This is a genomic window from Thiorhodococcus mannitoliphagus (assembly GCF_010915725.1).
GTDB classification, from domain to species: domain Bacteria; phylum Pseudomonadota; class Gammaproteobacteria; order Chromatiales; family Chromatiaceae; genus Thiorhodococcus; species Thiorhodococcus mannitoliphagus.
In genome coordinates this window covers 17837-42201 of the sequence record NZ_JAAIJR010000023.1, presented here as the reverse complement: position 1 = coordinate 42201, position 24365 = coordinate 17837, and the positions used below count along the sequence as shown (strand labels likewise).

Annotated in this window: 23 protein-coding genes; 13 read left to right on the top strand and 10 right to left on the bottom strand. The window is 63.4% G+C overall.

The window, feature by feature from the left end; genetic code table 11:
* Positions 1–317 precede the first annotated feature (317 nt).
* Positions 318–1754, bottom strand: a complete 1437-nt coding sequence (locus G3480_RS07755; protein ID WP_164653307.1) for a LysM peptidoglycan-binding domain-containing protein — start codon at positions 1752–1754, stop codon at positions 318–320.
* Between the two features lie 180 nt (positions 1755–1934).
* Between G3480_RS07755 and G3480_RS07750 the strand changes: the two genes are divergently transcribed.
* The 3 genes from G3480_RS07750 to dnaQ are packed head-to-tail and all read left to right on the top strand — an operon-like array spanning position 1935 to position 3862.
* Entirely contained in the window at positions 1935–2699 is a 765-nt protein-coding gene (locus G3480_RS07750; protein ID WP_164653306.1) for a class I SAM-dependent methyltransferase, read from the top strand.
* Entirely contained in the window at positions 2692–3156 is a 465-nt protein-coding gene (rnhA, locus tag G3480_RS07745; protein WP_164653305.1) for a ribonuclease HI, read from the top strand. Before G3480_RS07750 ends, rnhA begins: the two co-directional genes overlap by 8 nt.
* A complete protein-coding gene (dnaQ, locus tag G3480_RS07740) occupies positions 3137–3862 on the top strand; it encodes a DNA polymerase III subunit epsilon (RefSeq protein ID WP_164653304.1) in 726 nt (241 codons plus the stop codon). The genes rnhA and dnaQ overlap by 20 nt, the downstream gene beginning before the upstream one ends.
* A 72-nt stretch (positions 3863–3934) precedes the next feature.
* On the opposite strand, the gene fnr is transcribed toward dnaQ, so the two are convergent.
* The gene (fnr, locus tag G3480_RS07735; protein ID WP_164653303.1) at positions 3935–4696 is read right to left on the bottom strand and encodes a fumarate/nitrate reduction transcriptional regulator Fnr; all 762 of its coding nucleotides are present in this window, start codon (positions 4694–4696) and stop codon (positions 3935–3937) included.
* A 279-nt stretch (positions 4697–4975) separates the two neighbouring features.
* Between fnr and G3480_RS07730 the strand changes: the two genes are divergently transcribed.
* From G3480_RS07730 to G3480_RS07695, 8 genes are all read left to right on the top strand, one after another.
* Positions 4976–6619, top strand: coding sequence for a CTP synthase (locus tag G3480_RS07730; RefSeq protein WP_206171562.1), 1644 nt, complete (start codon positions 4976–4978; stop codon positions 6617–6619).
* Positions 6616–7470 carry a 3-deoxy-8-phosphooctulonate synthase gene (gene kdsA, locus G3480_RS07725; protein WP_240905660.1) on the top strand — a complete coding sequence of 285 codons (855 nt, stop codon included), beginning with the start codon at positions 6616–6618 and terminating at the stop codon, positions 7468–7470. Before G3480_RS07730 ends, kdsA begins: the two co-directional genes overlap by 4 nt.
* Before the next feature lie 39 nt (positions 7471–7509).
* Positions 7510–8787, top strand: coding sequence for a phosphopyruvate hydratase (gene eno, locus G3480_RS07720; protein WP_164653302.1), 1278 nt, complete (start codon positions 7510–7512; stop codon positions 8785–8787).
* Between the two features lie 61 nt (positions 8788–8848).
* Entirely contained in the window at positions 8849–9142 is a 294-nt protein-coding gene (gene ftsB / locus G3480_RS07715; RefSeq protein ID WP_164653301.1) for a cell division protein FtsB, read from the top strand.
* Positions 9139–9849 carry a 2-C-methyl-D-erythritol 4-phosphate cytidylyltransferase gene (ispD, locus tag G3480_RS07710; protein WP_164653300.1) on the top strand — a complete coding sequence of 237 codons (711 nt, stop codon included), beginning with the start codon at positions 9139–9141 and terminating at the stop codon, positions 9847–9849. The genes ftsB and ispD overlap by 4 nt, the downstream gene beginning before the upstream one ends.
* An 81-nt stretch (positions 9850–9930) precedes the next feature.
* Positions 9931–10410, top strand: a complete 480-nt coding sequence (ispF, locus tag G3480_RS07705; RefSeq protein ID WP_164653299.1) for a 2-C-methyl-D-erythritol 2,4-cyclodiphosphate synthase — start codon at positions 9931–9933, stop codon at positions 10408–10410.
* Complete coding sequence (truD, locus tag G3480_RS07700) at positions 10407–11477, top strand: tRNA pseudouridine(13) synthase TruD (RefSeq protein ID WP_338114090.1); 1071 nt, start codon at positions 10407–10409, stop codon at positions 11475–11477. The genes ispF and truD overlap by 4 nt, the downstream gene beginning before the upstream one ends.
* Positions 11478–11705: 228 nt before the next feature.
* On the top strand, positions 11706–12605 hold the full coding sequence (locus tag G3480_RS07695) for a response regulator (protein WP_164653297.1): 900 nt from the start codon (positions 11706–11708) through the stop codon (positions 12603–12605).
* A 30-nt stretch (positions 12606–12635) separates the two neighbouring features.
* Here G3480_RS07695 and G3480_RS07690 read toward each other — a convergent pair whose 3' ends face one another.
* Positions 12636–15698: a hypothetical protein gene (locus tag G3480_RS07690; RefSeq protein ID WP_206171560.1), complete on the bottom strand. Its 3063-nt coding sequence runs from the start codon at positions 15696–15698 to the stop codon at positions 12636–12638.
* 1088 nt (positions 15699–16786) lie between these two features.
* A complete protein-coding gene (locus G3480_RS07685; RefSeq protein WP_164653295.1) occupies positions 16787–17026 on the bottom strand; it encodes a hypothetical protein in 240 nt (79 codons plus the stop codon).
* 86 nt (positions 17027–17112) lie between these two features.
* On the opposite strand from G3480_RS07685, the gene G3480_RS07680 reads away from it, so the two are divergent.
* Positions 17113–17739, top strand: coding sequence for a MarC family protein (locus G3480_RS07680; protein WP_164653293.1), 627 nt, complete (start codon positions 17113–17115; stop codon positions 17737–17739).
* Positions 17740–17928: 189 nt separating this feature from the next.
* On the opposite strand, the gene G3480_RS07675 is transcribed toward G3480_RS07680, so the two are convergent.
* Positions 17929–18960, bottom strand: coding sequence for a hypothetical protein (locus G3480_RS07675; RefSeq protein WP_164653291.1), 1032 nt, complete (start codon positions 18958–18960; stop codon positions 17929–17931).
* Positions 18961–19014: 54 nt separating this feature from the next.
* Positions 19015–19788, bottom strand: coding sequence for a DUF6345 domain-containing protein (locus tag G3480_RS07670; protein ID WP_164653289.1), 774 nt, complete (start codon positions 19786–19788; stop codon positions 19015–19017).
* A gap of 339 nt (positions 19789–20127) precedes the next feature.
* On the opposite strand from G3480_RS07670, the gene G3480_RS07665 reads away from it, so the two are divergent.
* Positions 20128–20769: a cyclic nucleotide-binding domain-containing protein gene (locus G3480_RS07665; RefSeq protein ID WP_164653288.1), complete on the top strand. Its 642-nt coding sequence runs from the start codon at positions 20128–20130 to the stop codon at positions 20767–20769.
* Between the two features lie 127 nt (positions 20770–20896).
* Here the strand turns inward: G3480_RS07665 and G3480_RS28275 are convergent, their stop codons facing one another.
* Genes G3480_RS28275 through G3480_RS07650 form a run of 4 tightly spaced genes read right to left on the bottom strand, consistent with a single transcriptional unit; the run spans position 20897 to position 24365 of the window.
* Positions 20897–21166, bottom strand: coding sequence for a S16 family serine protease (locus G3480_RS28275; protein ID WP_240905658.1), 270 nt, complete (start codon positions 21164–21166; stop codon positions 20897–20899).
* A complete protein-coding gene (gene brxL, locus G3480_RS07660; protein WP_240905656.1) occupies positions 21147–22307 on the bottom strand; it encodes a BREX system Lon protease-like protein BrxL in 1161 nt (386 codons plus the stop codon). The genes G3480_RS28275 and brxL overlap by 20 nt, the downstream gene beginning before the upstream one ends.
* Before the next feature lie 4 nt (positions 22308–22311).
* Entirely contained in the window at positions 22312–23367 is a 1056-nt protein-coding gene (locus G3480_RS07655; RefSeq protein WP_164653286.1) for a hypothetical protein, read from the bottom strand.
* Positions 23310–24365 (bottom strand): hypothetical protein, encoded by a 1056-nt coding sequence (locus G3480_RS07650; RefSeq protein WP_164653284.1) that lies wholly within the window; start codon positions 24363–24365, stop codon positions 23310–23312. Before G3480_RS07650 ends, G3480_RS07655 begins: the two co-directional genes overlap by 58 nt.

Below are 24365 nucleotides of genomic sequence, written 5' to 3'. Positions count from 1 at the left end.
GCGGTACTGGAAGCCACGACATCGCGCTCAGCCCTGGGTGCTGGCAAAGCAGCAGCACGCAGAGGGCAATCTGGTCTCTCATCAACTGCTGTATCCCCAAGCCGCGTAAAACAGGATCCGACTGGGCGAGCCGGTTCGCGTGGCGGTGAGCCCTCTGGTGCGGGACTCTGCCCCTGGGGGCTGCTTCTCAGACCACGAAGCGTCCGGTCGCGACAAGGTATTCCCGCGGCCACTCCCTTGCGTTGGGCGTGGTGGCTCTGCGTCCAGAGCTGAATGGCACCCCTTTCATTCGCCGGAGTGGCGTCTCGGCATGCGCCTCAGGAGGAGGAGCCGCGCCGGTAAATACGCAGCGTCTCGCCGGTCCTCAGCTGTTTGTCCGTGAGCTGGTTCCAGCGGCGGATATCGGCCATGGAGACGCCGTAGCGCCGGGCGACCTTTGAGAGCGAATCGCCCTTGCGCACGCGATGAGTGACGAGGTCCGGTCCGCCGCGCCGGGTTGGGATGCTGAGCGACTGTCCCGGTAGGAGGGGCTCGCGTGAGGAAATGCCGTTCCACTCCGCGAGGGTCTTTAGATCGAGGCCGTGCCTGAGTGCAATAGAGGCGAGGGTCTCGCCGTTCTTGACGACCTGTGTTCGGCCCTCGGTCAGCCGACTGTCGGCCAGTGGCTTCTGGCGTTGATTGACGCGGACCGCAACGCCTGATGCCGTGGAGGCACCGATCGGCGCGACGCTGATTTTCCGAGAGGTGGCGCTGATTTTGCTGCCGCGGCCTGCGGGAACCATCAGCTTCGAGATGTTGGGTCCACCCTTGGCGCTCATGCTGATGTTGGGGTTGAGCCTGCGCAGCTCTGAAACGCTGACGCCAGTTGCGGTCGCGACGCGGACGAGGTCCATCGGCTGGCTGCTGCGTATCATCTCCATCTGTGGGCGATCCGGGATCGCCGGCAGGCGCTGACCGTACCTGCGAGAGTCGGCCACGAGCTTTGCCGTCGCCAAGATCTTGGGAACGTAGTTCTCCGTCTCCGTCGGGAGATCGAGCGACCAGAAGTCGGTCGGCTTGCCGCGGCGCCGGTTGGCCTCCTGGGCTGCCTCGACTCGGCCGGGGCCGCAGTTATAGGCGGCCATGGCAAGCTCCCAATCGCCGTTGAAACGCCGGTTGAGCATTTCCAAGTAATTGAGTGCCGCGCGCGTGGAGGCGACGACATCGCGGCGCTCATCGTAGCCGCTATCGAGCCTCAGCCCCATTTCGCGAGCCGTGTAGGGCATGAACTGCCACATGCCGCCAGCGGACTTGGGCGAGGTGGCGGCAGGGTTATAGCGGCTCTCGACATGCGGGAGCAAAGCGATCTCCATGGGGAAGCCGCGGCGCTCGATCTCTGCGACGATGATCGGCAGGTAGGGTGATGCGCGCTGGGAGACCTTCTCGAGAAAGCGGGGGTCGCGGCGGAAGCGTTCGACGGTGCTGTCGATGCGCGGGTTGGCTTGCAGGTTGAGCTGCATGCCGGCCTGCACCCGGCTCCAAAGGTTGCTGCCCTGCGCGCGCCCCGCGGCACGTGAGCTGCTGCCGAAGACGACGTCTCCAGCGGGGCGAACATAACCGTACTCGCGCGCCGAGATTACGCCCGCGTAGTCGCCGTAATATCCACCCTCATCAGTCGCTGTGACCTGTGACTGGCCGGCGCAACCGGCGATGAAGGGTAATGCGAGCGCGCCCAGCACAAAGGCTAAATGCCGCAGAAGGCTGACTTCTGACATGGAGAACCCCGATCAAATGTTCCTTAAGTCTCTGTATGAGCGAAACATTGTAAATTTTCTCACGCCATCATACGCAAAGGTTGAGGCCAATTCCAGGCTGCGGTTGGGGACATGCCCTTGCGCGCGTCAGGACATCGCTCGCGATCACGGTTACCATGTGCGCCCAGAAGAGGCATCCGCATGAATTTTGAGCCTGTCCAGGCCCCTCCCTTCACCCGGCTTGACGCATGGTTTCGCTCCCCCTTGGGCGAGGAGGTTGTGCGCCTGGAAACCGAGTCCGTGAGGCGACTGCTCGCGAATACCTTTGGCTACTACCTGATTCAGGTCGGCGCGACCAACTCCTTCGGTGAGGCACTGGCATCGAGCCGTATCCGTCATCGCATCCAAGTGCCGATCGAGCCCAGTGATGCGCTTGAGCCCGCGAGCATCGTCGGGCTCCCGGATCAGCTCCCCCTGTCCTCCGATAGTATCGACGCGGTCCTGCTGCCTCACACCTTGGATTTCTCGGCGAACCCTAAGGCCGTCCTGGGCGAGGTCGAGCGTGTCCTTATCCCGGAGGGGCGTGTCGTCGTGGTTGGCTTCAATGCCTTGAGTGCCTGGGGTCTGCGCCGGGTGCTCTGGCGCTCGCCGGGGCGGATGCCCTGGTGCGGCCGCTTTTTTCTTGCCCCGCGCGTCGAGGGTTGGCTGGTCGAACTCGGTTTCGACATCGAGGTTCGCGAGGCGCTCGTCTTTTGCCCGCCCATTGGTTCGCTGCGCGGACGACGCTGCGCGCGCATGGAGCGGCTCGGCAAGCGCTTTTGGCCCATGCTTGGCGCGGTCTATGTCATTCGCGCGGTGAAGCGGGTTGCAACCCTGACCCCGATAAAGCCGGTGCGGGCGACGCCGAGCAGGCTGCTCGCCGGCCGGGCCGTGCGGCCGACGACACGAGGGACCGGACATGCCTGACGCTGTTCATGCTTACACTGATGGGGCCTGCAAGGGCAATCCGGGTCCGGGCGGATGGGGGGTGCTCCTGCGTTGGGGTGAGACTGAAAAGGAACTCTGCGGCGGCGAGTCTGAGACCACCAACAATCGTATGGAGTTGATGGCGGTGATCGCCGCGCTCGAGTCGCTGAAGCGGTCGTGCAGCGTCGAGATCACCACGGACTCGCAATACGTCAAGCGCGGTGTCGGTGAGTGGATGCCTCGCTGGAAGCGCAACGGTTGGCGCACCGCAGATCGTAAGCCGGTGAAGAACCGGGATCTCTGGGAGCGGCTCGATGCGGCGCTAGGCGGCCATGAGGTTCGCTGGCACTGGGTGAAGGGGCATGCCGGGCATCCCGAGAACGAGCGGGCCGACGCGCTGGCGAATCAAGGTATTCCCAAGAGGGGGGCGAGGCTAAATGCGTCAGATCGTTCTTGACACCGAGACAACAGGTCTCGAGCCCAAAGAAGGTCATCGTATCATCGAGATCGGCTGCGTGGAGATGGTCGACCGTCGTCTGACGAAGAGCAACTTTCACCAGTACATCCAGCCTGACCGCGAGATCGACGCCGGCGCCGAGGAGGTCCATGGCATCAGTAGTGCCTTCCTCGCCGACAAGCCGCGCTTCGCCGACGTCGCCGAGCGCTTCATCCGGTTCATTGATGGCGCCGAACTCATTATTCACAACGCGCCCTTCGACGTCGGCTTTCTGGATCACGAGCTGCGCCTGTGGCGCGCGGATGCGCCAAGCATCGCCGACCTCTGCGAGGTGACGGATACGCTCGAGATGGCGCGTCGGATGCATCCTGGTCAGCGCAATGGGCTGGATGCGCTCTGCAAGCGCTATGCGGTCGACAATTCGCATCGTGAACTGCACGGCGCCCTGCTCGACGCCGAGATTCTCGCGGATGTCTATCTGGCGATGACCGGCGGGCAGATCGCGCTGCACCTTGGTGGTGATCCGCTGGAAGAGGCGGGCGCCGGCTCCAAACCTGCTCGGCGCGGACGCATCGATCCTAACCGGCCTCGGCTGCGAGTCGTGAAGGCGAGTGACGCGGACTGTGAGGCGCATGCGGCGCGCCTTGATGCCATCGACGCTGCGAGCGCCGGCGGCTGCCTCTGGTTGCGGGAGGAGGGGCGTTAAGGAAGCAGGGCTTGTGCGTCGGTCGGGACGGGGCAGCGCGTCCAAACCGGAGTCGCCCGTGGCAGCGCTCTTTTAGCCCGGTTGTTGTTGCTTGTCGCGTCCTTGTCCGACGCCCTTTACGAGCGCCTCCAGAGCGGGAAGGTCGAGCAGCTGTATGTGCTTGCGATCGACCTGCATTAAGCCGTCCTCTTGGAAGCGGGTAAAGAGCCGGCTGACAGTCTCGACGGCGAGGCCGAGGTAGTTACCGATCTCGTGTCGCGACATGCTGAGATAGAAGTCCAAGGGTGAGAGTCCGCGCTTGTGCAGGCGCTGAGATAGGCTCAAGAGAAAGGCCGCGAGCCGTTCCTCGGCGTTTTTCTTGCCGAGCAGCAGGAGCATGTCGGTATCTTGGCTGATCTCTTTGCTGAGCAAGCGGTACATTTGGTGCTGAAGGCTGGGGATGTTCGCCGTCAGATCTTCGAGTCGCGCGAAGGGAATTTCGCAGATCGCCGAGGTTTCGAGTATCCGTGCCGAGCACGCATGTACGTCCTTATCAATAGCATCGAGTCCGATGATTTCCCCTGGGAGATGGAAGCCGAGGACCTGCTCGCCGCCTTCTTGGCTGGGTGCGAAGGTCTTCACAGACCCGGTCTTGACGACGTAGAGAGATCGGAATTTGTCGCCCTCGCGGAAGAGGAAATCCCCTCGGTGCAAGGGGCGGGCTCGCTTTACAATGTCGTCCAGTCGCTCGACGTCCTCTTGGGCGAGGCCCATGGGGAGACAAAGCGACGAAAGGGTGCAGTTCTTGCATGCAACCCGGATGCTTTCTAGGGAGATCACTGTCCGCTGACTCAAGACACCGTCCTCTTTAGCGTTATGACGGTTTGCACGAAGGGTTCACCGCTTGATCTGGGTCAAGATTTCTTATTTTGTAACCTGATCCATGTCAGAATACAAGTGTGCGGGACTTAAGCTGTTGTGCATACCCTAGCCCGCGGATAGAAGTGTCCGTGATCCTTTGTCGAGCCCCCTCCGCGACTGCGCATCGATCGGCTCTGATTGAGCCGAAGAGGCGGTTTTGATAACTTTGTGCGTGCATTCGGGCCACTACCCTCGACCCTCCCCCTGTTTCCTATGACAAAGTTCATTTTTATCACCGGCGGTGTCGTCTCATCGCTGGGAAAAGGTATTGCCTCGGCCTCGCTCGGAGCACTGCTCGAAGCCCGTGGGCTGCGAGTGACCATGATCAAGCTCGACCCCTACATCAACGTGGACCCGGGCACCATGAGCCCCTTCCAGCATGGCGAGGTCTATGTCACCGACGATGGCGCGGAGACCGATCTGGACCTCGGCCACTACGAGCGCTTTCTGCGGACCCGGATGGGACGCAACAACAACTTCACGACGGGACAGATCTACGAGAGCGTCATCCGCAAGGAGCGTCGCGGCGACTACCTGGGCCGCACCGTGCAGGTCATCCCCCACATCACTGACGAGATCAAGAAAAGCATCCGTTTGGGTGCGGAAGGCGCGGACATCGCCATGGTCGAGATCGGCGGTACCGTGGGTGACATCGAATCGCTGCCCTTCCTCGAGGCGATCCGTCAGATGCGTGTCGAGGAGGGTCGCGAGAACGCCCTCTTCATGCACCTGACCTTGGTGCCCTACATTCGCACCGCGGGCGAGATCAAGACCAAGCCGACCCAGCATTCGGTCAAGGAGCTGCGCTCCATCGGTATCCAGCCCGATATCCTGCTGTGCCGGGCGGAGCACCATCTCCCTGACGACGAGCGGCGCAAGATCGCGCTCTTTACCAATGTCTCCGAGGACGCTGTGATCTCGGCGGTCGATGCCGACAACATCTACCGCATCCCGCGCTTGCTGCATGCCCAGGAGCTCGACGCACTGGTCGTCCGCCAGTTCGGTCTGGACGTGCCCGAGGCCGACCTCAGCGAGTGGGATCGGGTACTCGAGGCATGGGATCAGCCATCTCAGACCGTCCGCGTGGGCATGGTCGGCAAGTACATGGACCTGACCGAGGCCTACAAGTCGCTCTCAGAGGCGCTTGCGCACGCGGGCGTCCATACGGGCACCAAGGTCGAAGTCCTCTATCTCGATGCGGAAGAGATCGAGAAGAAGGGTCCGGATTGCCTCGATGGCCTCGATGCCATTCTGGTCCCGGGCGGCTTCGGCGAGCGTGGCATTGAGGGTAAGATCGCCGCCGTGCGCTATGCGCGCGAGCAGCGCATTCCTTATCTCGGTATCTGCCTTGGCATGCAGGTCGCGGTGATCGAGTACGCGCGTCACGTCGCCGGCCTCGAGGGCGCGCACAGCACTGAACTCGACCGCCAGTCGCCCCATCCGGTCATTGCGCTCATTACCGAGTGGCGCGATGAGCACGGCAAGGTCGAGACCCGCGGCGAAGACGACGATCTGGGCGGCTCCATGCGCCTCGGCGGTCAGAACTGCCGGCTCGAGCCGGGCAGCCTCGCCCGAGCCGTCTATGGCAAGGCGCAGGTGCGCGAGCGCCACCGTCATCGCTACGAGTTCAACAACCGCTACCTCAATCAGCTCAAGGATGCCGGGATGCGCTTCGCGGGTTGGTCGCTCGATAGCCGCCTGGTGGAGATCATCGAGATCCCGGATCACCCCTGGTTCATCGCCTGCCAGTTCCATCCGGAGTTCACCTCGACGCCGCGTGATGGGCATCCGCTCTTCACCGGCTTTATCCGTGCGGCCATCGAGCAGCATGCACGGGTGGGGGACAAGGCCGCATGATGCGGCTCGGCTCATTCGAGGTTGGGCTCCAACATCCGCTGTTCCTCATCGCCGGGCCCTGCGTCATCGAGAGCGAGGGGCTGGCGCATGAGACGGCCGGGGCGCTCAAGGAGATGACGGACGCGCTCGGCATCCCCTTCATCTACAAGTCCTCCTTCGACAAGGCCAACCGGTCTTCAGGCGGCAGTTTCCGCGGCCCAGGCCTGGAGGCCGGGCTCAAGATCCTGGAGTCGGTCAGGCAGCGGGTCGGCGTTCCCGTCCTGACGGACGTGCACGAGGACACGCCGCTCGGCGAGGTGGCGGACGTCGTGGACGTGCTCCAGACGCCGGCCTTTCTCTGCCGTCAGACCAATTTCATCCAAGCCGTGGCCAGTCAGGGCAAGCCGGTGAACCTCAAGAAGGGTCAGTTTCTCGCGCCTTGGGACATGCGCCACGTCGTCGAGAAGGCGCGCGCGACCGGCAATGATCAGATCATGGTGTGCGAGCGCGGGGTTTCCTTCGGTTATAACAATCTGGTCTCGGACATGCGCGCCCTGGCGGTGATGCGTGAGACCGGCTGTCCGGTGGTCTTCGACGCGACCCATTCGGTGCAACTGCCAGGCGGACAAGGGGACAAATCCGGCGGCCAGCGCGAGTTCGTTCCCGTGCTGGCGCGGGCTGCGGTCGCGGCCGGGGTCTCGGGCATCTTCATGGAGACGCATCCGCGTCCGCATGAGGCGCTCAGCGATGGCCCCAACGCTTGGCCGCTTGGTCGGATGCGCGAGTTGCTCGCGACCCTGGTCGAGTTGGATCGTTTGGTCAAAATGGCCGGTCTTGCAGAGCTTGAGGTGGATCCCGCTCGAACCGCCTAATATTGAGTTATCGTCTTTCCCTTCCAGGAGAATCAGAACATGTCCGAGATCGTCGACGTTCGCGCACGTGAGGTGCTGGACTCTCGCGGCAATCCCACAGTCGAGGCCGATGTCATTACCGCAGACGGCGCCATCGGCCGCGCCATCGTCCCTTCGGGCGCCTCCACGGGCTCGCGCGAGGCGCTCGAACTGCGTGATGGCGACAAGTCCCGCTACGGCGGCAAGGGGGTCCTGACCGCCGTCAACAACATCCAGGGGGAGCTGCGCGCATCCGTGCTCGGGATGGATGTCGCGGATCAGAAGGCGCTCGACCAGCGCATGATCGAGCTGGATGGCACCGATAACAAGGCTCGCCTGGGTGCAAATGCCTTGCTCGGCGTGTCATTGGCCGCCGCCCACGCCGCCGCGCAGGAGAAGGCGCTGCCGCTCTTCATGTCGCTGTCGGGTGGCCCCTACAAGCTGCCCGTCCCCATGATGAACATCATCAATGGCGGCGAGCATGCCGACAACAGCGTGGACTTTCAGGAGTTCATGATCATGCCCGTCGGCGCCCCGAGCATCCGCGAGGCGGTGCGCTACGGTGCCGAGGTCTTCCATGCACTCAAGGCCGTGCTCAAGGGGCGTGGTCTCGGCACGGCGGTTGGCGATGAAGGCGGCTTCGCGCCCGATCTGCCTTCCAACGAGGCGGCGATCGAGGTCATCCTTGAAGCCATCGATAAGGCGGGTTTCAAGGCGGGCGCGGACATCTATCTGGGTATGGACGTGGCCGCCTCAGAGTTCTACGAAGACGGCAAGTACGTCCTCAAGGGTGAAGGCCGCACCCTCGACTCCGACGGCCTGATCGACCTGCTCGATCAATGGGTGTCCAAGTATCCGATTCTCTCCGTCGAGGACGGGCTCGCCGAGGGCGACTGGGACGGCTGGAAGCGCCTCACGGACCGTCTTGGCGGCAAGGTCCAGATCGTCGGCGACGACCTCTTCGTGACCAACACCCGGATTCTCCAGGAAGGCATCGACAAGGGCGTCGCGAACTCCATCCTCATAAAGGTCAACCAGATCGGCACACTGACCGAGACCATGAATGCCATCGAGATGGCGCACGGCGCCGGCTACACGGCCGTCGTCTCGCATCGCTCTGGTGAGACCGAGGACACGACCATTGCGGACCTGGTGGTCGGTGCGAGCACTGGGCAGATCAAGACGGGATCTCTTTCCCGCTCTGACCGTGTTGCTAAATACAACCAACTGATGCGCATCGAAGACCAGTTGGCGGACGAGGCCGTCTATGCCGGTCGCGACGCCTTCAAGTGGCTTTGATCTTGTCGCAGCAGGCCCTGGACCCGCGTGGTCCAGGGCGTTGAGCCAATAGGCCCCCAAGATGCGCTGGCTGTTCGCCGCACTGATCCTGCTCTTGGCCGCACTGCAATACCGTCTCTGGGTTGGGGAGGGAAGTCTTGCCGATCTTCACAGCCTCAAGCAGGAGATTGCCCTCCAAGCGGTGGAGATCGAGCAGCTCAAGGCCAGAAATCTGAAGCTTCAAGCCGAGGTCGAGGATCTCGATAGCGGTCTTGAAGCGGTGGAGGAGCGTGCGCGGAGTGAGCTTGGAATGATCAAGCCGGGTGAGATTTTCATACAGGTGATCGAGCCTCCCAAGCCTGAGGCGGCGCAATGACGCTCGAGGCGAGACTCTGGGCAGTGCTGCCGGCGGCTGGGGTCGGCAAACGCATGGGAAGCACCATCCCCAAGCAGTATCTCGAGCTTGCTGGGCGGACCGTGATCGAGCACAGCCTCAAGCTCTTCGTCGACCACGATCGCATCAGCGGCGTCGTCGTCGCCCTCGGATCCGAGGACGGCTACTGGGATTCCACCGCCTACGCCGTCCACCCTAAGGTGCGGCGAGCTGCCGGTGGCGCGGAGCGCTGCCACTCGGTGCTCAATGCGCTGCTGGCACTCGAAGGGTGCGCCGACGACAGGGACTGGGTCTTGGTGCACGATGCCGCACGGCCTTGCTTGCGGATCGAGGACTTGGAGCGCTTGATCGAGCGTCTGCTCGAGGACAGCGTGGGCGGGCTGCTCGGCATTCCGGTGCGGGACACCATGAAGCGCGCCAAAGAGGACCAACGCATCGACGCGACCCTGGATCGCTCTGCCCTCTGGCATGCCTTCACGCCGCAGATGTTTCGGCTCGGCCTGCTCCGCACGGCGCTGCAGGACGCCTTGTCTGCCAACGACCTGGTGACCGACGATGCTTCGGCCATCGAGCGCCTTGGTCAGGCACCGCGCCTGATCGAGGGCCACGCGGACAACATCAAGATCACGCGGGCGGAAGATCTTCCGCTCGCCCGTTTCTACCTGCACCAGCAGGGTCGTATCGACTGACTGGGTCACGGCTCGATGCCGGCCGCGGCGCAGGTCCCCGCGCAGCGGTCGGTCTCGGGCTTGCGACCGGAGACTCAAACTATGTTGATCGGTCAGGGCTTCGACGCCCATCGTTTCGCACCAGATCGCCCCTTGGTGATCGGCGGTGTCGAGATTCCGCACGACCAGGGCCTGCTCGCCCACTCGGACGGCGACGTCCTCATCCATGCCCTTTGCGATGCCTTGCTCGGCGCGGCCGGCCTTGGCGATATCGGTCGGCACTTTCCCGACACGGACGATGCCTATGCGGGAATCGACAGTCGCATCCTGCTGCGGCGCGTCATGGAGAGCCTGCGCGAGCGCGGCCTGGCGGTGCACAATGCCGACATGACCATCATCGCCCAGCGTCCAAAACTCGCCGCTCATATTCCAGGGATGCGGGAGGTCCTCAGCGGCGACATGGGCTGTGACCCCGCCCGCGTCAACGTCAAGGCGACGACCACGGAGCAGATGGGCTTCACCGGGCGCGGTGAGGGCATCGCAGCCTCTGCCTCCGTCCTCTTGGACGAGCAGGAAACTTGAGGGGCGACGCGCCAGCGCGGATGCTGGATTGCCAGATCCCCGCCTGGACCAGCGTCCGCGACCTGCCGCGTGCTCATGGTGAACCGCTCGGTCAAGGACGCATCCGCGTTGCGCCGGAGGACTTCCAGGTCGAGGAGATTCTGGGCTTCGAGCCAGACGGCGAAGGCGACCATCTGCTGCTCTGGGTCCGCAAGACGAGCGCCAACACAGAGTGGGTGGCCCGCAAGCTCGCCGGCTTGCTCCAGGTTCCGAGTTCGACCATCGGCTATGCCGGCCTCAAGGACCGCCACGCCATCACCTTGCAATGGTTTTCCGTACCGCGACCAAGGCAGGGCGAAAGTGATTGGACGCGTCTCGAGTCCCTCGGCATCCAGGTCCTGGCCGAGCATCCGCACCGTCGTAAGCTCAAGCGGGGCGCGCTCGCGGGAAATCGCTTTCGCCTGCTGATTCGCGACTTCTCGCCGTCCGCCCCACTGCTCGAGCGCCGGCTAGGGCTGATTCGCGACTGCGGTGTTCCGGACTATTTCGGTGAGCAACGTTTTGGGCATGACGATGGCAATCTGCGCCGCGCCCATGACTTGCTGACCGGTCAGGCAGGGCGTGTCTCGCGTCATGAGCGCGGCCTCTGGCTGTCGGCCGCGCGCTCCCAGATTTTCAACGAACTCTTGGCCGAGCGGGTGCGGTTGGGGAACTGGGATCAGCCGATCCCGGGCGACTGCCTTCAGCTCGACGGCAGCCATTCCTATTTCCTCGCCGAGGATATCGATGACGCCCTGACCGCACGCGCCGCAGCCATGGATCTCCATCCGAGCGGTCCACTCTGGGGCGAGGGTGAACTGGCGACCCGCGGCGAGATCCGGCATCTCGAATCGGCACTTGCGGCGCGATTCTCTCCCTGGCCTACCGGACTCTCGCGTCTCGGTATGCGCCAAGAGCGTCGTTCCCTGCGCTTACAAGCGCGTGATCTAGTCGGTGCTCAATCGGATGCTGGTCTTCGATTGGAGCTGACCTTGCCCGCAGGCGCCTATGCAACCGCCGTCTTGCGTGAAATCTTGGTTTGGGCGTGATCCCTGCGGCGATTACCTTACTGCAAGTGGCAAAACTGTAACGCAGTTCAAGGCGCCGCGCCGCTCGGCCATCTAGCATTCCGGCTTGGTGTACTTCGCACTCAAAAAGTGGATGTGTGCGACATTGACAGAGGCTAGGGATGACGCGGAAAGGGGGCAACATGACATCGGTGATAATGCTTTACACTCGATACCGGCCTCGGGTCAGGCCTCAGAGGAGGGCGTGCCGTGGCTAAGCTGCTCGTAGTGGACGACGAGCCGATCAACCTGGACATCATCGCGCACTGTCTCGGTGACGAGCACCAGATGAGTTTCGCCCAGGACGGTCTCGAGGCGTGGCAGATGCTCAAGGATGCCCCCGCCAGCTATGACGGCGTCATCTTGGACCGCATGATGCCGCGCATGGACGGCATGGATGTGCTGCGCCGCCTCAAGGCGGACAGTCGCTTTGCCGACGTTCCCGTGATCATGCAGAGCGCGGCGGACAGCTCCGCGCAGGTCGCTGAGGGGTTGGCGGCCGGTGCCTGGTACTATCTCGCCAAGCCTTACTCGCCGAAGGCACTGCGCAGCATTGTTGCCGCCGCGCTAGACGGTCGGCGCACGCGCATCGATCTCGCTCGGGTCGGAACCGAGCTCAAAGCCATCATCAGCATGACCTGCCAGGCGACCTTCAGGTTTCGCCTGCTGGATGAGGTCTCGGCGCTTGTCTCTGTGCTTGCGCAGCTCTGTCCGAATCCGGAGTCGGTGTCCATGGGGCTCTCTGAGCTGATGTTGAACGCGATCGAGCATGGCAATCTCGGCATCAGCTACGCCGATAAAGGCCGTCTGATCGAGGACGGCGTGTGGCAGGAGGAGGTCGAGCGCCGACTCGCCGACCCCGGCCAGGCGGATCGCTACGCCACGGTCGAACTGGAGCGTGGAGCCCAGCAGCTCAGCTTTACCATCTCCGACCAAGGCACGGGCTTTGAGTGGCAGAAGTATCTCGACTTGGATCCGGCGCGTGCCTTCGACAGCCATGGCCGAGGTATTGCCATGGCCCGTCACCTCGCCTTCAGCTCACTCGAATATCAGGGTTCCGGTAACCGGGTCAGGGCCATCATCAAGGTCTCGGAGTCATCCGCGGACTGAGCCGCGCGACCGCCGCGTCGGCGCCGCAACTCAGTTCGTGCCTGCTCCTGGTGCCGGCATCGCTGCTTGATTCAGCGATTGGCGGTAACGCCCGAGGAGTTCCTCGCGGTTCTCCCGCAGATCCACGCCGGTCGGCGCGGCGGGATAAGGCCGATCGCCCATGAGTCCTTTCCAGAGGAGCCGGTTGTAGGCGGCGAAATCGAAGCGATCCTCGACCGAGAAATCCATTCCCTGCGTGACCCTCGCCCAGTAGGCGGCGTCGTGCGTCGACTTGGGGACGCGCAGCCCGGCGTGCCGGCGCGGCAGCGGTAGGCCCGTGTCGTAGAGGTAGGCCGAGGGCGTTGCCTTGAAGCTCCAGGGGCTCGGCCAAGGATTGAAGACGTCGGCCATGGGGATGGCGAGCGCATCGTTCAGGTTCATCGGCTGGAGGCCGAGTACGGCTTCGATGGTGCGCAGAAAATCGACGGTGTTGTATTGCGAGGAGATCACCGCGCCCTGCTTGACGTAGGCGCCCGCGACGAAGGCCGTGGTGCGGTGGGAGTCGACGTGATCGCCGCCATCCTGTGCGTCGTCTTCGATGATGAAGATGAGCGTGTCGTTTGCGTAGCGGCTGTTGGCGATCTTTTCCACCAGCAGGCCGACGGCGTAGTCGTTATCGGCTTGTTGCAGCTCCGGTGTATTGACGCCGTCGATCGCGGTGTCGAAATTTCCGGTGTGGTCGTGCATGAAGCGAACCAGGCTCAAGGCCGGCAGCTCGCCCCTGGCCGCCATCAGATCGAACTCGCGTTCCCAGTCCTTGAAGCGGTAAAAGTCGGGGTAGGCGTTGTCGAAACCGCGGAAATAGGGGTCCGTGTGCGGGATGAGCGAGACATTCGTGGGGTAAGCCACGGTGGTGCGGGTCGCGGCCGGGTTTCTCAGCAGCGGGATGCTGTTGGGGGAGTCTTGGGGGAAGGCATAGCGGGTCACGTCCACGAAGAAGCCGTAGTTGCGAACGCTGAGCCCCGCCCGCAAGGCGGCGTCCCACAGATAGCCGGTATTGACTTCATTGTCCGGTCCGTCAGGCGCTGAAACATTGGTCTGGCCCGCGAGCAGATCCGGGTCATCGGGCGTCAGTGGATTGGCCTTCTGACGTGTGAGGAACTGGGCGGGTTGGCCTGGGGCGACAGTCGGAAGCGCGACGTTCACATTGCGATTCAAACCCTCGCTCTCCAAGCTGAGGCCGCGCCCCGCGTAGACCACCGGGAATTGGCGCTCGACCACATCCGGGGCGCGCGCCGAGGTCGTCCAGGGCCAGCCGTCGTAACTGGTTTCGGAGCTGGCGTAGAAGTTATCGAGGGTGACGAAGGTGCGCGCCAGTTCATGCTGATTGGGCGTGAGCGCCTCGCCGAACTCGGTCAGGTAAGGATCGCCATTGCCGACTTCCAGGTCGCCTAGAACCTGGTCGTAGGTGCGGTTTTCCTTGACGACGTAGATCACATGCTTGACGCCCTGGCGCACGGCGGCCATGACCGCGGCGTCCTCTTCGCTCAGGGTGCTGGAGAAGCGGTTGTTGGTCGCGACCTGCGCCGTCAGCGTCCCGAGCTGTTCCAGGTCGGGAAGCGGGAAGCTCTGGAGACCGGCCTTGATCAACTGTGGATTGTACTCATTCGACTCCCAGCAACCGGCATAAGTCGGCGAGCCGGAGCCATAGCACCAACCCGGATTCGGCCCCGTTGGCGACTTGCCATTGACCACGTAGACCATTGGCGACTGACCATCCGGTGCGGTGCCATTGGCGGCGAAGCTCACGGAGTTTGGATACCAGCCGGTCGGAATCAGCCCCACGACCTCGCTCGCGCCATCAGCTTCTTCCAGCTCCACTACCGCGACGAAGTTCAGATTGCCATTGGTCACGTAGAGCTGAGTCTCGTCCGGCGAGAGTGCGGCGCTGTTGGGGTTCGCTCCGGTAAAGAGCGTCAGGCTGTTGGGATCCGTCTGCGTTTCGTCCGCTGGCGCTGGCGGTCGAAGTGACTCCGGGATCAGCGGGATGGTTTCGATGATCTGGTTGCTGGCGGTGTCGATGACGTCGATGGTGTCGGACTGATCTTCGACCACATAGAGGCGCGATTGGGCCTTGTTCAGCGTCATCTTGTTCGGCTGACCCTTCACCGGAATCCGGGCGCTGACCAGCGGCTCCCCGCCCAGATCCACCACGACGATCTCACGGTCGCGCAGGCTCGAGACATAGGCGGTGGTGCTCGCCCCAGTCCCCTTCACCGCGACCCAGAAGGGATACTCGCCGCCCGGGACGCCCGTCTGCGCCGGGTCGCTCTTGCCGGGGCGCAGATCGAGTTCGGTCCCGCTCGACCAGTTGCCGTAGCCGCCGGTGAACACCGTGATCGAGTCGTTGTAGTAGTTCGCTACTACCAGCGTCTGCCCATCGCTCGAAATCGCCACACCGGCGGCGCAGGGTTTGACGCCAACCATCTGGTTGACCTGGGTCGCGCCGTTCGGGTCGATGTTCAGCCCAAGCCCTAAGGTATGGCCCAAGGCCAGGAAGTTGCCGTCCTGCTCGCCCCAGGTGCCGCTGGCGCTGCGCGTGATGATGTGGACCTTATCGTCCACCCCGCCTGCCACGTAAAAGGCCCAGCCGGATGGATCGAAGACAATCCCGTTGTAGGTATTGGCGATCTGCACGACCTGCTGCTTGATCGGCACTGGTGTCGAAATGTCGTAGATGAAGACGTACTCATTCGAGTCCGCGGCGTTGGGGATTGGGCTGTCCGCGTCATAGACGCGGTTGTATCCGCTCGTCAGGACCAGCAGGGTCTTCTGGTCCGGACTCACCACCGTGGTGACCGCCTGCCCGGCCAGCCAACCGGGGTTGTCTGGCAAATCGGGATTCAGCGGCAGGAACCGGGCGCCGGGTGGGGCGAGCGGCGTAATCTGTTGGCCAAGATTGGGCAGATCCTGCTGACCCAGATTGGGCATGCCCGGTTGGCCTCGCGTCTGGATGTCGGGCTGCGCATTGGCCGGCGTGCCCGCGACGACGAACGCAAACGACAGGCTCGCCGCCAAGAGCCGGGAGCCTTTGTGAACCTGCATCTGGCGCATTGCCTTAGCCTCCATTGTCTGATGTCGCGGACGGACAGAGAGACCGTTTCGGGTTGCCTCGGCGACCATTGGCGTCGATTGGTCGGCTGACAGTGATGGCTCGGCCCGCCGCCTGTCCTGCATCCGATCGAACTCGAATGCAATCAGGCGCCGCTCGCCAAGGATCCCGCAACGGAGCCCTTGAGTGTGATCCGTCCCAAGGGGGGATGCAATGCACCGAGCGTCAACTCGTGACGTCGTGCCGCTGGATAGACGGAGGGGGTGGGCTGCCGCTACTGGGGTTCTTGGCCTGAACTGCCAAAAAGATGTGCACTCGCGATCGGCCGCGGCGATTTGATTGGGTGATGCAAGGTTGGGCGAGTAAGGCAGCTCCCCGCAAATAACTGGTCAATGCCTTCCGAGTTCGGAACCGGGCATCCGCGAGATCATCGTTGTCGTTGTCGTTGTCGTCATCGAGCTGACTCGCCGTTGGTTGCATCGAACGATTACGACAACGACAAGGGTTCATCCGACAGGGAAACGCGTTTCTGGAAAGCGCTGGTACGTTATTTCCCAGGGGTTGCCTGAAGGTTCCGTCACGCTTGCCCGATCTCAGTCTGAGCCGTCCTGCTTGCCCTTGCCCGAGCCTCCCTGCTCTGGAAGGATGGCATAGTGCTGCAACCTCAGAGGCTGTCTGGAAATCATCGGAGAGGCCCCTAGGATCCTTGAGGGCGCAAAATGCTCGCAGATGAGTCAAATTTCGATGAAGCGTCCGACCATCCAAGGCCGTCGGGATCGGGATCGGGATCGAACCGACGATAGCGATTCCGATCCCGAGAGCGATCCCGATGGCATGACGCGTCGGTCTGAGGCGAAGCCTCCCTAGGAGTTTCCAGACAGCTTCTCAGACTCAGTAGGATCGAGATCCCAATGCCGAGGATGCTCAGGGCGTACAAGGCGATCATGATGTCTCTGCCGACGACCTCCGACATGCTAAGAAAGTGCCCATCAATTGTTTCCCGATGCGAGCGATGCCGCCCGAAATCCCCCCTCGCCCCCCTTTGCGAAAGGGGGGAAGTTGTTGATGTACACTTTCTAAGGGTCAGGCGTCAGTGGGGCTGCTGGGCCGGATCCACAACCCAGTCATGCGCCGCGATCCGGATATCGCCCAGGCCCCCGGCTGCGGTGGTATGCCGGTTGATGTTGTCGTGTTCATCGAGTGTCGAGCGGGTTGAGTCGACCCAGGGGATGACGGCGGAGAGGGTGATGCGGTCGGTCCAGGCATGCTGGACATTGATGTCCATGTACCAGGATGCGTTGATGGCCTCGGCGCCTAGCTCGTTGGGCATTGTGATGAACGTGCTGCCATGCGCCGAGCCCGACTCTCCTTCGACGTGGCAGAATAGGGTCCAGGGCTCGCGAGAGGCAAGGCTCGATGTTGCAACAGATCACCTATGATTTCATCACCCTGTTCGTCGTCCTGGACCCGGTCGGAATGCTGGCCGTGTTCATCGCCGTGACGACCAGGCTCGAGCCGCTTGAGCGGCGCAAGGCGGCGATACTCGCCGTGCTCTACGCCTTTGCGGTGCTGGCGTTCTTCATCGCGGCCGGTGAGCTGCTGCTCATCCAGATGGGGATTCCGCTGCGGGCATTTCAGATCGCGGGCGGCATCCTGCTGCTGCTCTACGGGATCGAGATGAGCCTCGGGGCGCATACGCCGGGTACCGGCTTAGACGACGGAGCGGGCAGCGGTCTCCACGCCCTTGCCGTTTATCCACTCGCCATCCCGGCAATCGCGGGGCCAGGGGCGATGCTGACGGTGGTGTTGCTGACCGACAACCGGCTATTCAGCATCACCGACCAACTCATCACGACGGCCGTGCTTGTCGTCGTGCTAGCGGTCTTCCTGCTGATCCTGTTCGCCGCCAGCCCCATCATGCGCGTCATCGGCAGCGGCGGTGCGAGCGTGCTCCGTCGCGTCATGGGCATGCTGCTGAGCGCGATCGCGGTCAAGATGGTGCTAACCGCCGTGCAGGGCTGGCTCGATCTGCCGCCGCTTTGAGCCGCGTTCGTTATAGAGGCTTGTGGTCGAGTTGTGATGGCGCGGGGTATTTCCCGTCCAGGACCGGGAACGACAGACCTGGTGTATGGCAGAAACGACGACGCCTTCGGCTGACCGAAGGCGTGTCCGTCAGGCAGGCGAGGTGCCTGTCAGTGGGCCGTCCTTGGCCCCCCTCCCAATCGCCGCTGCTCAGATCGCCGCCGGCTCCATCCAGACGAAGTCCGACCTCAGCTCGGTGGCTTGGTCCTTGGCGTGCTCCGGTGTGGAGAGGTCCTTGCCCAGGAAGGAGCCGCGGATGAGGTAATGCGGGCTGACGACACGCTGATTGCGATTGCCCGCGTCGACGTAGTAGACCAGCTCGACCGACTCGATTAGGACCTGCTCCACCGCGCCCGTGTTGAGCCGGTAGAGTGAGCGCGGCGTTGCGGACTTCATATAGGCCTCAACGGCGGCCTCGGGTGGGAGGATGGCGACCTCCTTGGCCGGCTTGAGATCCGGCAAGGCGTCATAGACCCCGCTGATGCCCTCGGCGTCGAAATAGACGCTGGTCTTGGCCCCAGGTCCCCAGGCAGGAATGCCGTCGATGCTGTAGCCAAAGTGTGCCGCGGCGCCCACGGTCGCGACCTGCTCGGTCGCTGCTTTGATGTCCTTCCACTCGACCTCGGTGAAGGAGACGTCTTTCAGCCTCATGCCCTGGCGCGCCAGTCCAGCGGACTCCAGGAAGGCGCTTGCCTGATCGGAATACCATTTGGCCGCTTGATCGCGGTCCCACTTGCGCCGGCTGAAGAGGTCCTCACCCTGCTCGGAGAACAACTCCTCCGCCATGAAGAAGACCGCGCCCGAGCTGAAGTATTCGATGCTGCGCCCCTCGGGGTCGGTGAGCAGCATGCTTAGGGCGCCGTCCTCGGCCTTGTCGACGCCGGAGCGCTTCCCCTCGAAGCCAATGGCTCTGGCGATGGGCTCGCGGCTCGGGTCGATGCGGGTCGGGTCCACCCGCTGGATCTCGAACTGCAGCAGCGAGGCGGGCACCTTGGGCAACTTGGCCAGGACCTGGTACTCGGCCTGGATGTCCACCTTTGGGATGGAGCCGGGGATGGTGCTTGGGTCCTTCTTGACCCAATCCCCGTGGCCGGAGACCGGATCCGGATCCTCCGCCTGCGCGGCGGTCGCGAGCAGCAGACCGGAGAGGATGAGCGAGAGACGTGCGGATGTGGTGTTCATAACGATGACCTCGATATTCCAAAGCGTTGACTGAAGTGAGCGTCTCGGCACGGCCTAGTTGGTGCTCCAGCTCGAGTAGTAGAGGGTGGTCGGGTTATCCGGGTCGGCACTGGTGAAGCCAAAGCCCCAGAGGTGGTCGTTGTAGGTATCCGTGGTCCCGTTGTCGGCGCGCATGTAGGCGGCGGTGGTACCGTTCTCGGACAGGATGGTGGCCTTGACCCAGGCGCTCTTGACCCGCCAGCCGTACTTCATGGCGTACTTGAGGAAGTCCTCGCCACGGCTGTCCTTGTCGAAGGTATTGGTGCTGTAGCTGAGGATGTAGTGCAGACCCTCGAACACCGGCCAGCCCCAGCGATTCCATTTGCCGGAATCATTCTTAAGGACCTGGCAGGCATCGACGATGAGCCATTCGAGATCCTTGTCGCCGAGGATGGCGTCGTTGTAGTGGACCTGCAGGTCATCTTGATTGACGCCGAAGTAGAAGCCGCTGCTGTTGCCATGGCCCGCAAAGAGCAGTAGGTCGACGTCATCGCCATAGGCGTCGTCGCTGCCGCCGAGGGTCTGGTCGCGGAAATCACGCTCCCAAGCCGAGTTGTCGCGCCAGGCGAAGTCGTTGATCCAGGTCGAGCTGTGCTTGTAGAGGGCGCTCTCGAACTTCTCGCCCTCGGGGACAGTCTTGGGCAGGTCCGGGTTAGTGCCGTTGTACTCGCCGACGGCCTCCCAGGCGGCGCAGCGTCCGCTGCAGTCGGCCAGTGTGGCTTGAAGCGGCAGGAGGCCGGTCACGCCGACCAGTCCTAGAATTGAGAGCTTGGTGGTGTTACGCATCATGGAGGTCCTCCCTCATCGATTTGATTGGCTGAGTCTGTGCTTGGTCTCGGGCGTCGCATCCAACGCCTTGCGGGACGCTTCTAGATTAGGGAGGCGCGGCGTGCGGTAGCCGGGAATGCTGCGGGGCGAGGCTGTGACATATTCACCTGAGCGGTTCGCGCAGGCATCTGTTGCGGCCGACCGCTGGGATTCCGTAGGATGCCCAAAGCCTGTGCTTCGATGTCGAGGCTTTGCTCGCGCTGGCGGCGAGGACCTTGTCCGTTCTGGGGCTCTTCGTTTCCGACAGCCGCCCGAGTGCGTGAGCATCTGACCAAGACGGAACCTTCCGGAGACTCAGCCGTGTTAGATCAAGTGGACTTGTTCGAGGGCCTGGCCCCAGAGGATCTGCGCGAACTCGAAGAGCATGCGAGCGAGCGGCAGTACCGCAAGAGCACCCTCATCATCGAGCGGGGTGACGAGGCCAATACGCTCTACGTCCTGCTTGCGGGGAGGGTGAAGGTCTATGTCGCGGACAGCGACGGCAAGGAGGTGGTGCTGCGCGAGCTTGGTCCCGGCTCCCATTTCGGCGAGCTTGCGCTCCTCGGCGACCAGCCGCGCACCGCCTCGGTCATCACTGCCGAGGACTCACGCTGCCTGGTGCTGACCAAACGCTCCTTCGTCCAGTGCTTGGGTGACCATCCCAAGATCGCCTTCAACCTGATTCAGCATCTCTCCAGACGCCTGCACGCGCTCACCGAGTCCGTGAGTGATTTCGCCCTCTCCGACGTCTATCGGCGTCTGGCCAAGTTTCTCAATGAGGTGGCCGCGGACGAAGACGGACGGCGGGTGACCCCGCCCTATACCCACCAAGAGATCGCGGCGCGGGTGGGCGCAAGCAGGGAGATGATCAGTCGGATACTGGGCGACCTCAAGGACGGCGGCTATGTCGCGAGCGAGGGCCGAAAGCACGTCCTGCTAAAGAAGCTGCCCGCGCGTCATTGACGCGCCCCTGGAGTAGCGTGATATGAGCAGCTGTGGGAGCGGCGCCCCGCCGCGACGGCCTGCGACTTCTATGCTCCACTCGCGATCTGTGGATTCGCCAGAAGTCGGGGAAGTGCGGAGGGTCGCTTTACTCAACCAGCGCCTTTAGCAGTGCATCCCGGGCATCTTGGTAGAACTGAGTGTCGACCTTCGTCGCCATGTCGTCGGACAGCTCGAACAACTGGCGCCGACTGGTGACCGGCATCAGGACCGCTTGGGCGCCTTTCTCAATCGCAATCTCGACCAGTGTAACGGCGTTGTAGATGGGCTCGATGGACCCGCCCAGGTTGATCTCGCCAATAATCACCAGGCCGCCGCGCACGGGCTTCTTGAGCAGGCTACTGCAAAGTGCGATCAAGGAGGCGACACCGACCTGAGTGGTCGGTGAAGAGGGTCGGCTGCATCTTGGGCACGTCCCAGCCCGGCAGGTAGGCGTGGATAGGGTCCATAAAGGCGGTGTCGTCGCGCATCTCCGGCGGCAGTGGGCCGAACAGATGACCGATGCGCTGCTGGTGCTCCACGTCCACCTCGAAGTTGCCGACCAGGACGATGGAGCCGTCGGCGCGGATGCTCTCCTTGCCGCGGCTGAACTCGCCCGACTCCATGTAGCCCTTCATGATGTTGACGCCGTCCTTCTGATCGAAGGAGACGCCCGAGACCTCGTCGAAGCAGACCACGTCGTACTGACAGACCAGCCCGCGCTGGCCGTTGGCATTGTTGACGAACATCTTCGCCACCGTCGCCTTGCCGCCCGAGATCAGGTGCGCATAGGGCGAGACTTGTTGGAACAGATGGCTCTTGCTGGTGCCCCGCGGCCCCAACTCCACCAGGTTGTAGTTGCGCTCGACGAAGGGGACCATGCGCAGCAGCAGGGCATCCTTGGCCCGCGCGCTGAACTGGTCAGGCTCCAGCCCGACGCTGCGCAGCAGAAAGTCTTTCCATTCTGCGGTGGTCAACCCCTCCCGTGCCTTGGCCAGCACGTCCAGCACATCGCGCTTGGAGAGCTGGATGGCCCGCAGGGCCTCGACGCCGAAGGGGCGGCCATGGGCCTCCTGGGCGATGGAAGAGTCATAGCTCAGGGTCACCTCGGCATAGAAGCCGCCGGTCAACAGCCGCTCGTGCTCGCGCAGCATCTCCGGGGCAATGCGCACGTCCTTGAGCTGCAGGCTCGGCAGCTTGGCGAGATAGGCGTCGGTCTTGGCGTCCAGTCGGGCGCTGATCAGATCGATCAGCTTGACGGTGCCATCTTCGCGGGCGCGGGCCTTGATCAACTCCTCCTCGCCGGCCTTCACCGTGCGCGAGGCGAGCTGGCGCTGGACGATATCCAACCCCTCGTTGATCTCGTCTTCGTCGGTCGTCGCGCAATAGCGCCCGAGCAGGAACTCCACCACGTAAGTGGGCACCGGGAACTGGCGGCTGAATTGGCGCACCAGATCCTTGCGCACGACATAGCCCTCGAAGTGCTCGGCGGCCTTGCGGTCCAGTTGGTCTAGCTGCATCGGGTTAGTCTCCGCCGATCACGGTTGCGGCCTTGGCGACGGCACGCCCCTGATCATCGAGCACAACCAGTGAGATGGCTTCGCCTTCCAGCTCCTCGTCCTCGACCACCAGTGATGCCTTGCCGTCCTTCAGCGGCTTGCCGCCATTGGCGATGCTGCTCGCCGGGTCATTCAGCTTGCGCCGCAGGTCCACCCGGTAAATTCTCATGCCATCCCGGGCGCCCCCCTCTGTAGCCAGGCCATCTTGGCCTGGAACACCAGGGCTAGAAGCCCTGGCTACAATAAGGCAGCGCAGGCCCCGCCACTTGACCTCGACAATCTCGACCATCGGCTCATCGGCAACACCCTTCCGCCGCACCACCGTCAGCACCGGGATCATGCTCTCCTGCAGGCTCAGCCCGCCGTGCCCATACGCCTGGCCGGCGATGAAGCTGGAAATGCTCGGTGCCATGGCGATGCGCAGGTCCGGGCACCAGCTCCAGGTCAGGGTCAGCTCCCTGGGCTTGGCCGTATCCGTCAGGGCCGCGCAGCGGCCCCAGCGGGTGGCGGTGAGAAACTTCGCCAGCTCCGTCTTCGGCATACCGCCTGGCACCAGTAGCCAGCCGTGGTCGGTGACGATGCGGATCTGCTTCCAACCCGCATCCATCAAGAAACGGATCTGCTCGACAATGGCATCCAAGATGATCGGCACCTCCCTGGCCAGCCGCAGGCCGTGCTCATGGCCGTAGTGATCCAGATCGCCGAATTCCGTCCAGGCGCGCCCTGTTGGATCGCCGGTCTCGCTGCCGCCGAGCAGCTGCCAGCCCTCATCCTTGAGTGTCTTGCGCAGTAGGGCGGTATTGAGCGGCTTGTCCAGCGTGCCGTGGCTGGGTACGAAGTCCTGGTCGGTGCTCCGGCCTTGAGCGAAATGGGCGACCGGCGAGCAGGCGACCTTGCCAGAGGCGGTCACCGACGGCACCGCTGCATACTCAGCGTCCATGCTGATCTCCAACCCCTCGGCCTTCAGAAGCCCGGCAAGATCCTGAGCGACGTCGTAGCGCAGCCCGTCCACGAACAGCAAGCATTGCCCGCCGGTCTGGTGGCCGGCTCCTTGACCACCCTGGAGCCGGGGTAGCCCTCCTTGCGGACCAGCTCCTGGAAGCGCTGGTTTGCCTCCTCCAGCCAGGGCACGTAGAGGGCCCGCAGCGCGGCACTCACCGCGTCGGTATCGGCCTTGGTGCGCAGTCCGGCGAGGGCCTGTCGGGCCGCTGCGTCCGCCCGCCAGAACTCGGCTCGGTAGGCGTCGATCATGTCCTCCAGGTGTTGTCCACCGAAGGGTTTGCCGGTCAGAACGGCCAACCGGGTCAGGGGCTCCAGCGCCTGAGCCAGGGGCGCCTGCCCCATCTGCGCCCAAAGCCATCGCCTGCGCGGCCCGTGCTCCTGCTCCAGTCCTTGCAGCTTTGTGACGGCCTCGGTTTGGCTGGCGCCAGCCAGTCCAGCTAGGGACGAGCGGAGGCTGTCCTCCGCCTCATCATTACGCCTTGGGTAACGGCTGAGATCGGCGAACAGGTCCTGAACCACCGGCAGTGAGGCCAACCGGAGCCGCTCGATCACCTTCGGGAAGGATCGCCAGCCACTCTGATAGCGCTCCCAGACCGCATTCCACTCCCGGCGTCCCTCGCTGATGTGCTCCGCCGCCACCAGCACACCGTCGGCCTTCGGGTCGAGCTTCCAGTCCGCCTTGCAGCGGCTGCTAAAGGCATCCCAGCGGGCGCCCTGCCATTCCTGGGCGCTGCCCTCGGGGTCGTTCATCCAGGTCAGCAGGTCGCGGATGGGGTCGCTGCTCAACAGGGCATCGAAATCCGCTGCCTCCAGTCGCCAGCCCTTGAGAGCGTCCACCGGAGTGTCGATCAGGACATCGAGCGCCCGGTGCATGGCCTGCTGAGTGGCCTGATCCGCCGACAGGTCTAGGTTCAGTCCGCCGCGACTGCTGGACAGAAAGGCATTCAGCGTCCAATCGCGGCCATTGAGCTGACTCCAGAACAGGCCCCGGTATTGCAGCTCGGCCAGCGGTTGCAA

Excerpts from the sequence above, each read along its gene's own strand:
- G3480_RS07755 (WP_164653307.1), bottom strand. The coding sequence starts at position 1,754 with ATGTCAGAAGTCAGCCTTCTGCGGCATTTAGCCTTTGTGCTGGGCGCG.
- G3480_RS07750 (WP_164653306.1), top strand. The coding sequence starts at position 1,935 with ATGAATTTTGAGCCTGTCCAGGCCCCTCCCTTCACCCGGCTTGACGCA.
- rnhA (WP_164653305.1), top strand. The coding sequence starts at position 2,692 with ATGCCTGACGCTGTTCATGCTTACACTGATGGGGCCTGCAAGGGCAAT.
- dnaQ (WP_164653304.1), top strand. The coding sequence starts at position 3,137 with ATGCGTCAGATCGTTCTTGACACCGAGACAACAGGTCTCGAGCCCAAA.
- G3480_RS07730 (WP_206171562.1), top strand. The coding sequence starts at position 4,976 with ATGACAAAGTTCATTTTTATCACCGGCGGTGTCGTCTCATCGCTGGGA.
- kdsA (WP_240905660.1), top strand. The coding sequence starts at position 6,616 with ATGATGCGGCTCGGCTCATTCGAGGTTGGGCTCCAACATCCGCTGTTC.
- eno (WP_164653302.1), top strand. The coding sequence starts at position 7,510 with ATGTCCGAGATCGTCGACGTTCGCGCACGTGAGGTGCTGGACTCTCGC.
- ftsB (WP_164653301.1), top strand. The coding sequence starts at position 8,849 with ATGCGCTGGCTGTTCGCCGCACTGATCCTGCTCTTGGCCGCACTGCAA.
- ispD (WP_164653300.1), top strand. The coding sequence starts at position 9,139 with ATGACGCTCGAGGCGAGACTCTGGGCAGTGCTGCCGGCGGCTGGGGTC.
- ispF (WP_164653299.1), top strand. The coding sequence starts at position 9,931 with ATGTTGATCGGTCAGGGCTTCGACGCCCATCGTTTCGCACCAGATCGC.
- G3480_RS07690 (WP_206171560.1), bottom strand. The coding sequence starts at position 15,698 with ATGCGCCAGATGCAGGTTCACAAAGGCTCCCGGCTCTTGGCGGCGAGC.
- G3480_RS07685 (WP_164653295.1), bottom strand. The coding sequence starts at position 17,026 with ATGCCCAACGAGCTAGGCGCCGAGGCCATCAACGCATCCTGGTACATG.
- G3480_RS07680 (WP_164653293.1), top strand. The coding sequence starts at position 17,113 with ATGTTGCAACAGATCACCTATGATTTCATCACCCTGTTCGTCGTCCTG.
- G3480_RS07675 (WP_164653291.1), bottom strand. The coding sequence starts at position 18,960 with ATGAACACCACATCCGCACGTCTCTCGCTCATCCTCTCCGGTCTGCTG.
- G3480_RS07670 (WP_164653289.1), bottom strand. The coding sequence starts at position 19,788 with ATGATGCGTAACACCACCAAGCTCTCAATTCTAGGACTGGTCGGCGTG.
- brxL (WP_240905656.1), bottom strand. The coding sequence starts at position 22,307 with ATGCAGCTAGACCAACTGGACCGCAAGGCCGCCGAGCACTTCGAGGGC.